This is a genomic window from Halopseudomonas laoshanensis (assembly GCF_008365385.1).
Lineage (GTDB): Bacteria > Pseudomonadota > Gammaproteobacteria > Pseudomonadales > Pseudomonadaceae > Halopseudomonas > Halopseudomonas laoshanensis.
Genome location: NZ_QOVF01000001.1, coordinates 258,690 through 271,389 on the forward strand (window position 1 = coordinate 258,690; position 12,700 = coordinate 271,389).

Below are 12,700 nucleotides of genomic sequence, written 5' to 3' on the forward strand. Positions count from 1 at the left end.
CCGACCTAGATGAAACCCATCGGCGGCTTGCCTGAGCCACTGCCAAGCTTCAACCCGACCTTGAGAATCAGGTCATTATCCAGCGCAGCAACGACCCAGGTATGACCTTCCCACTCTACCCGGTCGCCCACCACCGGGTGTCCACCAAACTGCTTGCTGAAGAAAGCCGCCAGGGTCAGTTCACCCAATTCAGGCGGCACCTCGAACCCATAGAAGTTTCCCACCGCGCTAAGCTGCGCGTCGCCTTCGAGGATGAAGTCGCCGAAGAACTTGCGGTTCTCCAGGTAGCTGGGTGTATGTGCCTTACTGAACAGTCGGGATAATGCTGGCAGATCCCTGGGGCTACCGATAATGCATAGCACATCGTTCAACGCCAGCCGTGTGCTGCCGGAGGGATGCAACAGGTGGCTACCGCGAAACACTGCGGCTATGCGCGATTCCGCGGGCATGGTGAGTTGCTTCAACTGCACCCCGACACACCAGTTGGCATTATCCAGCTGGTAGATCATGACTTCGTAATCGCCGTCGATCGCGATATCCAGGCTGGTGCGCTGCATCGGCTCTGGCTGTGGCGGGATTTCCACTTTGCACAGGCGAGCGGCCAGTGGCAGCGAGGAGCCTTGCAACAGCAACGATACCAGCACCACCACAAAGGCGACGTTGAACAGCAATTGCGCCTGCTCAAGCCCGGCGAGTAGCGGGAAGATCGCCAGAATAATCGGCACTGCACCGCGCAGCCCCACCCAGGCAATAAACAGGCGTTCGCGCCAGGAGAACACGAAGGGCGCCAGACATATCAGTACCGCCACCGGGCGCGCCACCAGAATCAGAAAAAGCGCAATGCCGACAGCCGGCCCAGCGATGATGATCATTTCACTGGGGGTCACCAACAGGCCGAGCATAAGGAACATGCCGATCTGGCTCAGCCAGGCCATTCCATCCTGCACATGCAGTATGTTCTGCAAGTTGCGTACGCGCCGATTGCCCAGCACCAGGCCCGTCAGGTAGATGGCCAGAAAACCGCTACCGCCGATGCTATTGGCAAAAGCGAATACCAGAATCGCGCCGCTGGTGATCAGCAAGGGGTAGAGACCTGTCGCCAGGTGCACACGATTGACCAGCCAGGCCAGCAGCATGCCGCCAGCCAAGCCGCAGAGACCGCCTATGCCAAACTGCTGAACCAGCAGCAGCAGAAAGTTCCAGCTGAAGCTCTCCTGTCCAGAGGACAACATCTCCACCAAAGTAATGGTCAGGAAGATCGCCATCGGATCGTTCGAGCCTGATTCGATCTCCAGCGTTGCGCCTACGCGCTGCTTGAGATTCAGCCCCTTGCCCTGCAGCAGCGAAAATACCGCCGCGGCGTCGGTAGAGCCAACAATGGCCCCCAGCAGCAAGCCTTGTAGCCAGTGGATGTTCAGCAGCCAGGCAGTCAGCATGCCCGTCAATCCGGCGCTTATCACCACACCAATACTCGCCAGTGACATCGCGGGCCACAGCCCGACGCGGAAATTCTCCACCCGGGTGCGCATACCACCATCCAGCAGGATAATGGCCAGCGCCAGGCTGCCGATCATGAAGGCAGTAGAGGTATTGTCGAAAGCAATGCCGCCAAATCCATCCACACCGGCGAGCATGCCGATAATCAAGAATATCAACAGTAAGGGAATGCCCAGCCGGGATGAAAGTGAACTGGCCAGAATGCTGGCGCACAGCAGCATGGCGCCGATGAGAAAAAGCGTGTTTATATAATCCATACGGGTGGCTGGTCCGTCCTGATGGTGAATCAGCCCATACTATATCCTGAACAGCCGGACGAGTTTAAAAATTGCTGTATAGTCAATCGATTGCAACCCGAAGGTGAATGAAATGGACGCCCGTTTCTGGCACGAGCGCTGGCAGCGCGGTGAGATTGGTTTTCACAAATCCAGGGCCAACCCACTGTTGGTCCGCTGGTGGCCGCAGCTGGGGTTGCCCTCAGGGAGTGCGGTATGTGTGCCGTTGTGTGGCAAAAGTCTCGACCTGCTCTGGCTACGTGATCATGGTCACTCGGTGACGGGGATCGAACTGTCGCGTAGCGCGCTGGAAGACTTTGCCCAGGAAAATCAGTTGGCCTTGCACTGGCGCCGTGAAGAATCATTTGATGTGGCCGAAGGGCAGGGCCTGCAGCTCTTTGCGGGCGATTTCTTTGCCGTGCAGCCAGAGCATATCGAGCAGGTCGCCGCAGTCTATGACCGCGCTGCGCTGATCGCGCTCCCGCCAGACATGCGCGCTCGCTACGTCACTCACATGCTCACAATCCTTCCTGCGAGCTGGCAGATGTTGCTGGTGACCCTGGATTACCCGCAAGCCGAGCGACCCGGCCCGCCTTTCAGTGTGCCTGACGCTGAGGTGCGAGCCCTGTTTGCCGGTTGCGAGGTGACTCAGCTGGATGATCAGGACGTTTTGAAGGATCACGCCTTGTTTCGCCAACAGGGGATGACGCAGTTGCGTGAGCGGGTGTATCACATCATCAGGACACCCGCGGCCTGATGAGCGCCGCGCTGATTCTGCTCTACAAGCTTTTGCCTTTGTATATAACCGTGGGGCTTGGTTGGCTGGCGGGACGCTATTTGCAAGCCAGCGGTAGCCATATCGCTGGCATCATGCTGTATATCGTCACGCCGTCGGTGATCTTTGCAGGGGTCATGGCCGCGCCGCTCTCCCTCAGTGTGATCATGCTGCCGTTTCTGGTCTTTGCATTTTGCACGATGCTGGCGCTGGCCCATCTGGTAGTCGCCCGGCGCTGGCTCAAGGATCCGGTCGCCAACCTGATCCCACTGTCTGTAGGGACCGGTAATACCGGCTACTTTGGCATTCCGGTGGCGTTGCTGCTGTTCGGCGAGCAGGGTTTAAGCATTTATATTGTTTGCATGCTTGGCACCACGCTGTTTGAAAACTCGGTGGGCTTCTATCTCGCTGCACGTGGGCGGTTTGGCGTTCGCGACTGTCTGCTGAAAGTCGCCCGCCTACCCGCGATTTATGCTTTCGCCCTGGCAGTAGCGCTCAATCTGTCACAGATTGGCATGCCGGAGGTGCTGGTACCGTTGTTTGACAACCTGCGTGGCGCTTACAGTATTTTGGGCATGATGATTATTGGCATGAGTATTCTCAGCATGCGCGGCCTGGCCGGTGACCTGCGCTTCACAGCCTTGGCATTTTTTGGCAAATTCATCTCCTGGCCGCTGCTAGCCCTGGCGTTCTGGTGGGTAGATAGCCGTTTTCTCCAGCTGTATGAGCTGCCGGTCTACAGAGCGGTGTTTCTGATCTCGATCACTCCTATCGCCGCCAATACCGTCGTTATTGCCACTTTGCTCAACACTTCTCCGCGGCAAGTTGCAGGCACCACTCTGCTGAGCACATTGGTCGCGCTCATCTATATCCCGTTTATGGTTTCATGGGTTCTGAGTAACTGAACTAAATTCGCTTCCCTCTGTCGGGCGCGAGCTTCGCGCCTGGCTATCCCACCTCGATCCACCCCTCGATATATCGTGCAAAATGCAATCCACCAAATCGGCACGTCGTGCATGATGCCTATTCGGGTGGCTGGGCGTGGTTTTTAAGTTATTGATTTAAATAAATATTTTAATAAATAAAGACTGGCACGCAGCGTGCACTCCTCTATGTACGTAACAGAACTATTGGCGGCCACAAGCAGCCGATGCTGGTTAGAACCAGGGGAGAACAAGATGAAGTACAAGGATCTCGGGCAAGGCGTTTTCGCAACAATGTTATTGACTGGGGCAACAGTCATGCTGCTGGTTAGTGGCGGCAACAGCCCCGAACAGAAGCGTACCTATCCGGTTCAATCCAGCCTGCCAGCCGAAATCCGTCAGCAGGCGAGCGATCAGCTGCAAAGAACGAGCGTCGAGCAGGGCCTCCGTCCGTTCGGCAGTGAAAAATCAAGCTGGGTGTTTTGAGACAAGCTGGGTTTCAAGAGAAGTAACTCTATCAGGAAGATTTGATCCAGAAGGTTTGCGGTAAATCATTGTGATCGTCAGAGCCTTTGAGACGGTCCATCAAACTGAGAGTGTTGGGAGGGTAGAACGATGATTGTATGGGCTATTGCTTTTCTGATTGTGGCTATTGCTGCAGCGATTGTAGGTTTTGGCGGAGCGGCTATAGGCGTTGTAGCGGCTGCCGGTAAATTTCTATTTGTTGTCTTCATGTTGATGTTCGTGCTGTCGTTCATCCTCGGGATGGGTCGACGCATTCGCATGCAGCGCACCAGTCTGCCGCGTGCCACCTCGGTTAACTGGTAATTGCTGTTACAAGGTACGTTTAGACTGGATAGCTGCAACCGCACCTATCTGGTCTAGCTATCCGATCTAATTATCCAGCCGAACTGTCTAGTAGAACTATCTAGTTAGCCGAACTATCCAGCGGACTTTGATAACTATCGATCAGGCTGCTGGGCAAGTATTTCGGCATAGATGCTCTTGATCTCCATCGCGAACTGATCAACTGAATGCGCTCTGGCAGAATTCCGAGCGTTGCTGCCCATTTGCTGGCGCAGATCAGCGTCGCATATCAGCTTTGCCACTTCCGCCTGCCATAGGCGCTGATTCTCCGGCGTTTTGAAGCCGTTTACCCCCTGCGCGATCACATCATCAATACCACTTGAGCGTATGGCGACCACTGGCATTCCGGCGGCCATGGCTTCCAGGATGACCATGCCCTGGGTTTCTGATTTGGAAGCGAATACAAACAAGTCTCCCAGGCGGTAGTAAGAGGCCATCTGCGCCGGATCGACCGCGCCGACCAACGAAAACCAGGCCCCCAACTGCAACTCGTCGATGCGCTTCTGCAGCCGTTGCCGCTGATGCCCATCGCCGATCATCAATAGCCTGAAAGGCTGGGCGATCTCCAGGCGCAACTGCTGCACGGCATCGATCATGAAGTCGATGTTTTTCTCGTTCGACAGCCGCGCCACACTGATCAGTATGATTTCCCGCCCGATCCCCAACTCTCTGCGCAGGGCGGATAGGTCGCTTTCATCAACTGACTGAAAACGCTGAAAATCTATCCCGGTAGGCTGGACGAAGGTCGGCGCCTTGACGCCGATCATGCGCAAATATTCTTCGGCAGAATACGTCGGGACCACAATGCCGTCACATTTATTGGCGAACCGCTTGATCAGCGAGTGTGAAATCAGGTTGCGGAACAGATTGCCGGGCAGCGGTACAAAGTGAGCGTAATGCTCCAGGCGCGTGTGGTAGGTGTAGACCACGGGCACGCCTAGGCGCCGACCGATAAACAACCCCAGCGATCCAATCCAGATCGGGTGATGCAGATGAATAATATCCGGACGAAATTGTTTGATTTGCCGATGAATGCCAGGGGAGAAAATATTGGCAAGTCTGAACTCCTGTCGAGAACCCAGTGATAACAGCGATGGCAGGCGGATTACTCCAGGCTCGTCGTCGCGTTGATTGGTGTAGCGTGGCGCGACGATCAGGGTTTCATTGCTGCGCGCTCGCAAGCCTGTGCACAGGCGCTGGATAGACAGCGGCACGCCGCCAATAAAGGGCAAATAGTTGTTGGTGAACATCGCCACCCGGACGGGCTTTTCGATCCAGGGCGCGGGATTGATGTCAAAGTTGCGATAATAGTCGCGGCCAACAAAGACCAGAGTGTACAGGCGCATCGCCAGCAGACTCATCAATCCCAATATCAGCAGGAAATTGACGAACCCTACATAGAACAACGAGTAGATAAAAAACCACAGGCTTTCCAGCTTTTTGAATAGAGGGTGCTGGCCAATCTCTACCGGCACCAGTTCTGTGGTGACGCCTGTGGCGCTGACCTGCACGCGTACATAGTGATAGAAGCTGGTGTCATCATTGAGTATCAGGCCGCCGGCGCCGCCGGTGGTGATAAAACGAGTCCCGGCGATCTCCCGCTCTGAATACATGGGTAGGTTGGCCGAAAATACCAGATCGATATGATGTTGTTTAACCAGCCTCATCAGGCGATCGACAAATTCGGCAGGTGCCAGAAAGTCTTCGTCCTCAATCAGCAGGCTGTTGTCCTCGACGTGCAGGGGTGGGTAGCCGATAAACAAGAAGGTATGCGCGGCATCGTCACTGCCCAATAGGTCGGTGAGCCATTCCAGCTGCCAGCGGAAATGGGTTTTGCCGGTGCCATCGAGAAAAATAAGCCGGCTGTCTCCGAGCGTTACCGAGAAGAAATGCGGGCCGAAGTGCTCATAAAAGCGAAAGCTGCCGAAATTGGCGTATTCATTGGAGCCAAAGGTCAGCAGATAGGGGATCTGCAGGTGGCTTAAAGTACCGTAGAGCGCGCGGTACTTATCTTCACCGCCAGCACTTACGGCGTTGCCGGCTGAGACCAGAAAATCGGTGCTCCCCTCATTCAGCAAAGGAATGAAAGTTCGCTCGAATACACCGACCGAGTTGTTGATATTGCCGACCACGGCGAAACTGAATTGCTCGGCATCTCCCAGTTTGCTTTGCAGCTCCAGCAGTTGCTGAGTATGCACGGCGGAAAATTCGGGTTTTGACAGGTTCAAATAGCCTTTATAGCCGATCAGCGCCATGACTAATGCGATGTTCAGATAGAACAACGCCTTGAAGGGACGTTTTCGCATCACTGCGTGTCCCGCTGGCGGCCAAATTCGACCTGCATCATGATCAACCCAACCACCATGCCCAGATAAATAGTCAGCACCCGCCAACTGATAGTGACCAACACCAGATGCTCGACCCCTAGTAGCGTGCTGAAGAAACTACCGAATACGCCCTCGGAAATACCCGAAGCGCCTGGGGTAGGCGAGAAATACATGATGAAGGTCGTGACCACCAGCAACCCAACGCTGATCAGGTAGTCGATATCGTAATCCAGGCTGGCAATCAGCAGCGCTGGAAAACTGAACAGCGCAAGCAGGAAGATACAGGTGAAGGCGATCGATAAAAGCACATCTGTGCGATTGCCGCCGATGTAGTGCTTGAAGCTGCGGGCAAATCGCAGCATCTCGCGACGCAGTTTGAATTGCCACCGTCGATGCCTTGCACTGCCGATCAGATGCAGCTTGCGAGCGGCATTGAAGAGGGCGGACAGCGGGATGATCAACCAGCGTGTGCGCAGCAGTACCAGTGCAAAAAAGCCCAGGTAAAGCACAATCAAGAGCGCCAGCCAGCCGCCTATGGCGCCAATTACCGCCTGGTCGCGAAGCACTTCCGAGGTCAGCAGAAAGATTGGGGTCAGGGTGAAAATAAAGATCACGGCAAGCAATGTCCGGATGGTAGTCGCGGCACCCGCGACGCCAAGGCTGACACCGTGGCGTTGCAGGTACCACATCTGAGCAAACCCGCCGCCAGTAGCCATAGGAGTAATGTTGGAAAAAAAGATGTTGATAAAAACCAGACTGAATATCCGCTTTAACGGCAGGCACTCGCCTAAAGCGCGCAGGGTAAAGTGTAGCCGTAGCCCGTCTGCGGCGAAGTAGATTATCAGCAATACAGCAATGGGTAGCAGGGCGGACCAATGCAGCAGGCGCATATCAAAGCTGAGACTCTGGCCGGCGAACTGGTCATAGACTGCCCAGGTACCTAAAGCGGCAAAACCCACGAACAGGCAGGCGAGGGCGAACAGCCGACCCACCGATGTAACAGGTTGAAGTGGTGCGGGCTTGGAGCTACGGGGCATGGGTCGTTCACTTTACCAGGGCAAAAGGCAGTCTAACGTGAATTCCCATGGGCTCGAATACTAAAAGGCGATTTTCTTGCATCCAGTTCACAGGCGTTTTCACGATGCGGGCAGTGCGTTGAAGCTGTTGGCGACAGCAACGGCTTGTAAGTTCTCGCCAAGCCGTTACAATAGCGCGGCCCGTCCAGTACGGGTTTGTTATGGTGGCCCTGTCGGTCCCCTCGCAATGATTCGCCGTTAACCTGGTCAGGCCCGGAAGGGAGCAGCCACAGCGGTTATATCGTGTGCCGGGGTGTGGCTGGCGGGGCTGCCACCCAATATTTCCCGCTTTTATTTCTCGCTTTTACTCTCCTATTTCTCGCCGTCGTGCATCTCGCAATGTCGCCCCGCTTTGGGTACAGTAGCGCTTGCCTTCAGATCAGACCGGACTACAGACATCCAATGAGTTATCAGGTACTTGCCCGTAAATGGCGTCCGCGCCTGTTCCGTGAAATGGTCGGCCAGACCCACGTTTTGCAGGCCCTGATCAATGCCCTGGATCATGACCGGCTGCATCACGCCTACCTGTTCACCGGTACTCGCGGTGTGGGTAAGACCACCATCGCGCGTATTCTGGCTAAATGCCTCAACTGCGAAACCGGCGTCAGCTCCGAACCTTGTGGAGTGTGTTCCGCGTGCAAGGAGATCGACGAGGGCCGTTTTGTCGACCTGATTGAAGTCGACGCGGCCAGCCGGACCAAGGTCGAAGACACCCGTGAACTGCTCGACAACGTGCAATATGCGCCGTCCAGAGGCCGTTACAAGGTCTACCTGATTGACGAAGTGCACATGCTCTCCAGCCACAGTTTCAATGCGTTGCTGAAGACGCTGGAAGAGCCGCCGGAACACGTCAAGTTTCTATTGGCGACTACCGACCCGCAAAAACTCCCGGTAACCGTGTTGTCCCGTTGCTTGCAGTTCTCGCTGAAGAACATGCTGCCGGAGAAGATTGTCGATCACCTCAAACACGTGCTGGGCGAGGAGATGATCCGCTTTGACGAGGAGTCGTTATGGCTACTCGGCCGCGCCGCCGATGGTTCCATGCGCGACGCCTTGAGTCTGACTGACCAGGCCATAGCCTTCGGTAACGGTGCTTTGCAGATTGCCGATGTGCGCTCGATGCTCGGTACTATCGATCACGGCCAGGTATTCGGTCTGCTCGACGCGCTTGCGGCCCATGATGCGCCCGGCGTATTGGCTGCCGTGGCTCAGCTAGCCGAGCAAGGTGTGGATTTTGCTGGTGTATTGGCAGAACTGATCTCTACCCTGCAACGCGTTGCCATCGCCCAGGTATTGCCCGCTGCGGCCGACAACAGCCTGGGTGACCAGGAGCGCATTCTGGATCTGGCAGGCCGCTTGAGTGGCGAAGATGTGCAGTTGTTCTATCAACTCGGGCTGCATGGCCGGCGCGATCTGCCGCTTGCGCCCGACCCGCGTGGCGGCTTCGAGATGGCCTTGCTGCGCATGCTGGCGTTTCGGCCGGGCAGTCTGTCACAGGACTCGGCCGCGCCCTCTTCGGCGCCGCCGGGAAAGTCCTCGGGGCTCAGCCAGGCCAAGGCTGAATCCCCGCTCCCCGTACCGGCCGTCGGTAGGGATGTTGCCAAGACCCATCCCACGGCCGCTGCTGATGATCCCCAAGTCCGGCATGAACCGACTGAGCGCCCTGAGCCCAAGGTAAGCGCGTCGCCGGACACCAGTGAGCCAACCCCTGCTGTCGCGGCCACTGCGGCTGCTAACTCGTCTCCTGCAGTAGAACCGGTTACAGATGCTGGACAGGCTGACGGCTCTGCTGCGCCGCAGTTGACTGCGGCTTCGGCAGACACCAGTACGCGCATGCACTCCGGGCAGCCGTTGAAGGCAGGGGTGCCAGTGAAGCCGCCACTGGAAGAGCCCCCGGCGGAATGGCTGCAGGCTATCCCGGACGATGGTGCGGCTGACGATAATATTGATGTGGATGCTGATGAAGCGCTGGATATCAGCCAATATCTGGGCGACTGGCAGGCTGAAGCGGAGGCTGCCGAGACCCTGGCCGAAGAGGTGGTCCAGGCGCAGGACACTATCAGCGATCTACCGCCTGCCAGCGGCCTGGCTGCTGAATGGTTGGAGATCTTTCTGGGGCTGGGCCTCAGTGGTCTGACGCAGAGCATCGCCGCGCATTGCGAGCTGGTGGAGCGATCTGCCGATGCCTGGACGTTGCATCTGGATCCCGGACACAGCGCGCTGTATAACGAGAACCATCGCCTGCGGCTGCAGCAGGCAATCAATGAGCATTTGAACCTGAGCATCACGCTGGAGGTCAAAACCACAGCGCCAGAGCAGGAAACGCCAGCGATCGCGGCTGCCAGGCGCAAGTTCAAGCGTCAGCAGGAGGCGGAATCGAGCATTCGTCAGGATCCGCTGGTCATGAGCTTGATGCAGACGTTTTCTGCAGAAATATGCGCTGAGAGTATTCGTCCGATTGACGCGGCGAAACCCTGAATTTAATTACCTTACCTTTGAAACGAGGACAGCATCATGATGAAAGGCGGCATGGCCGGGCTGATGAAGCAGGCGCAGGAAATGCAGGAAAAGATGCAGAAAATGCAAGAAGAGCTGGCTAATGCCGAAGTGACCGGGCAATCAGGTGCTGGTCTGGTGTCGGTGATGATGAATGGTCGGCATGACGTCAAACGGGTGAGTCTGGATGACAGCCTCATGAGCGAAGACAAGGAGATCCTTGAGGATCTGGTGGCGGCTGCTTTCAACGACGCAGTGCGCAAGCTGGAAACCAACAACAAGGAAAAGATGGCCGGCCTGACCCAGGGTATGAACCTGCCTGACGGCTTCAAGATGCCTTTCTGATCTATCCACTATTTGTGCAAGGCTGCTAAATGAGTTTCAGCCCTTTGATTCGCCGTTTGATTGATGGCCTGCGTGGCTTGCCGGGAGTCGGTCCAAAGACCGCCCAGCGTATGGCGCTGCATTTGCTTGAACGTGACCGTGATGTGGCTCGGCATCTGGCCGACGCTTTGCACGCCGCAATGGATGGTGTCGGCTATTGCAGCCGTTGCCGCACCCTGAGCGAGCACGACGTTTGCGCCATCTGCAGTGATCCACGCCGTGACAGCAGCTTGCTGTGTATTCTGCAGAGCCCTGCGGACGTTTGGGCGGTTGAGCAGGCCGGAGGGTTTCACGGGCGCTATTTCGTGCTCAAGGGTCAGCTGTCGCCGATTGACGGGTTGGGTCCTGAAGAGATCGGTATTCCTGCGCTGCTCGAAGCCGTGGAGAGATCTGCTATCGAGGAAAGCGCGGTAGCCGAGGTGATTCTGGCTACCAACCCGACGGTCGAGGGCGAAGCGACCGCGCATTATATTGCCAACCTGCTCAAGCCCCGAGGTATCAAGGTGTCGCGCATTGCGCACGGTGTGCCGCTGGGAGGCGAGTTGGAATATATTGATGGCGGCACGCTGGCCCATGCGCTGGCAGGGCGAACGCCAATCCTCTGACGTTGGCCCTGTGCAGCCTGCTTCAACTGGCCAGGCGTCCGTCGCGATAATCGCGCAGCGCCTGTTCGATCTCGTCTCTGCTGTTCATCACGAACGGGCCGTACTGCACTATGGGTTCGCCCAGCGGCTTGCCGGCAATCACCAGCACTTTCGCGCCCTCGTTTTCAGCCGATAGCGCTATCCGGTTGCCGGGCCCCAGCCGACCCAGACGGCTCTTGTCCAATAGCTGATCCTGTTCCCGGCCGTGGTGGGTGACCTGCCCCTCATAGACATAGAGCATGGCATTCAGGTGCATGGACAGCGGCAGCTCAACGCGCTCGCCCGGCAGCAGGTGTAGATCCAGGTACAGCGGCTCGGTACTTTTGCCGGTGATGGGGCCGGATATGGAGCCCTTGCCCAGGTCGATTTCGCCCGCTATGACTCTGACCAAGCCTCCACCGGAAAGCCGTTGCTCGGCGATGGCGGAAGAGGGCAGGTCGGTATAGGACGCAGGCTGCATTTTTTCCGCGCCAGGCAGATTTACCCAGAGTTGAAAGCCGCGCATCCGACCGGAGGCCTGCTGCGGCATTTCCGAATGGATAATGCCTTTGCCTGCGGTCATCCACTGGACTCCACCTGGTTCGAGCAAGCCGCGGTTGCCCAGGTGGTCCTCGTGCAGCATTCGACCTTCAAGCATGTAGGTGACGGTTTCGAAGCCCCGGTGCGGATGCGATGGGAAGCCGCCAACATAGTCGGCCGCTTCATCGGAGCCAAATTCATCGAGCATCAGAAACGGGTCAAAGCGTTCGGCACCACTGCCACCGAACACGCGTTTGAGCTTGACGCCATCACCATCGGACGCGGCTTGGCCCAGCAGCACTTCAACCAGATCGCGATTAACTGAGGTAGACATGACATATCTCCTATTGAGGTATGTCATTAGTCTAGAGAGGGATTAATCGATTAAATAGCGCAAAAAATGCCCGCTTTAAATCGATTTATTTGATGTGAAGCGCTTATTCGCCGGCTTTCTCTTTCAGTTCCTTGTTAATACGGTCATAGGCTTCGCAGGCGCCATGATCACTGCGTGTAGGGTCACGCAATTGTAATCCCAATAGCTGCTTATGCAGCTCGTTGGCTTTGGCCTGGTCACCGTCGGCGAGCCGATGGATGGTTTCAGCCACTTCCTCAGCCTTGGCTTGGGCTTCTTCGGGCGTGCAGGCATAGGCTGGCAAAGCGGCCATGCCGAAGAGGGCGGTAAGTACCAGACCCGTTAGTATTTTCATCAAGTAACCTCGTTGACTGCTCTTGTTAACGGCTTGCTAAACGCAAACGTTATCGTAACGACAATACTACTTCGCACCAAGCGCTGGCTTGTCCCGGCGCTGCGGAGAATAAATTGAAACAGCTAATGCCTTGCTATAGTGAATGACAGGAGTAGCTTACGCACGACAATTAATGTTCCTGCGACATTCTTTCGCACTTACTAATGAGAG

12 protein-coding genes and 1 other RNA gene are annotated in these 12,700 nt (G+C 56.4%); 8 read left to right on the forward strand and 5 right to left on the reverse strand.

The window, feature by feature from the left end:
* Positions 1-5 precede the first annotated feature (5 nt).
* Positions 6-1,754 (reverse strand): potassium/proton antiporter, encoded by a 1,749-nt coding sequence (locus DT594_RS01240; protein WP_149331012.1) that lies wholly within the window; start codon positions 1,752-1,754, stop codon positions 6-8.
* Positions 1,755-1,866: 112 nt separating this feature from the next.
* Between DT594_RS01240 and DT594_RS01245 the strand changes: the two genes are divergently transcribed.
* The 4 genes from DT594_RS01245 (at position 1,867) to DT594_RS01260 (ending at position 4,298) form a co-directional block, all read left to right on the forward strand.
* Complete coding sequence (locus tag DT594_RS01245; protein ID WP_149331013.1) at positions 1,867-2,529, forward strand: thiopurine S-methyltransferase; 663 nt, start codon at positions 1,867-1,869, stop codon at positions 2,527-2,529.
* Positions 2,529-3,452, forward strand: a complete 924-nt coding sequence (locus DT594_RS01250) for an AEC family transporter (RefSeq protein ID WP_149331014.1) — start codon at positions 2,529-2,531, stop codon at positions 3,450-3,452. The genes DT594_RS01245 and DT594_RS01250 overlap by 1 nt, the downstream gene beginning before the upstream one ends.
* A gap of 273 nt (positions 3,453-3,725) precedes the next feature.
* Positions 3,726-3,956: a hypothetical protein gene (locus tag DT594_RS01255; protein WP_149331015.1), complete on the forward strand. Its 231-nt coding sequence runs from the start codon at positions 3,726-3,728 to the stop codon at positions 3,954-3,956.
* A gap of 129 nt (positions 3,957-4,085) precedes the next feature.
* Complete coding sequence (locus DT594_RS01260; RefSeq protein WP_096346113.1) at positions 4,086-4,298, forward strand: DUF1328 domain-containing protein; 213 nt, start codon at positions 4,086-4,088, stop codon at positions 4,296-4,298.
* Positions 4,299-4,432: 134 nt separating this feature from the next.
* Here the strand turns inward: DT594_RS01260 and DT594_RS01265 are convergent, their stop codons facing one another.
* Positions 4,433-6,646 (reverse strand): glycosyltransferase, encoded by a 2,214-nt coding sequence (locus DT594_RS01265; RefSeq protein ID WP_149331016.1) that lies wholly within the window; start codon positions 6,644-6,646, stop codon positions 4,433-4,435.
* Positions 6,643-7,701 carry a lysylphosphatidylglycerol synthase transmembrane domain-containing protein gene (locus DT594_RS01270; RefSeq protein ID WP_149331017.1) on the reverse strand — a complete coding sequence of 353 codons (1,059 nt, stop codon included), beginning with the start codon at positions 7,699-7,701 and terminating at the stop codon, positions 6,643-6,645. The genes DT594_RS01265 and DT594_RS01270 overlap by 4 nt, the downstream gene beginning before the upstream one ends.
* Before the next feature lie 210 nt (positions 7,702-7,911).
* Here DT594_RS01270 and ffs point away from each other — a divergent pair.
* From ffs to recR, 4 genes are all read left to right on the forward strand, one after another.
* An RNA gene (gene ffs, locus DT594_RS01275) (signal recognition particle sRNA small type) lies at positions 7,912-8,008 on the forward strand.
* Between the two features lie 134 nt (positions 8,009-8,142).
* Positions 8,143-10,218 (forward strand): DNA polymerase III subunit gamma/tau, encoded by a 2,076-nt coding sequence (gene dnaX, locus DT594_RS01280; RefSeq protein WP_149331018.1) that lies wholly within the window; start codon positions 8,143-8,145, stop codon positions 10,216-10,218.
* Positions 10,219-10,254: 36 nt separating this feature from the next.
* On the forward strand, positions 10,255-10,581 hold the full coding sequence (locus tag DT594_RS01285; protein ID WP_149331019.1) for a YbaB/EbfC family nucleoid-associated protein: 327 nt from the start codon (positions 10,255-10,257) through the stop codon (positions 10,579-10,581).
* A 29-nt stretch (positions 10,582-10,610) separates the two neighbouring features.
* On the forward strand, positions 10,611-11,225 hold the full coding sequence (gene recR, locus DT594_RS01290; protein ID WP_096346108.1) for a recombination mediator RecR: 615 nt from the start codon (positions 10,611-10,613) through the stop codon (positions 11,223-11,225).
* 22 nt (positions 11,226-11,247) lie between these two features.
* On the opposite strand, the gene DT594_RS01295 is transcribed toward recR, so the two are convergent.
* Positions 11,248-12,117: a pirin family protein gene (locus tag DT594_RS01295; RefSeq protein ID WP_149331020.1), complete on the reverse strand. Its 870-nt coding sequence runs from the start codon at positions 12,115-12,117 to the stop codon at positions 11,248-11,250.
* A gap of 103 nt (positions 12,118-12,220) precedes the next feature.
* The gene (locus tag DT594_RS01300) at positions 12,221-12,490 is read right to left on the reverse strand and encodes a hypothetical protein (protein ID WP_149331021.1); all 270 of its coding nucleotides are present in this window, start codon (positions 12,488-12,490) and stop codon (positions 12,221-12,223) included.
* Positions 12,491-12,700 lie beyond the last annotated feature (210 nt).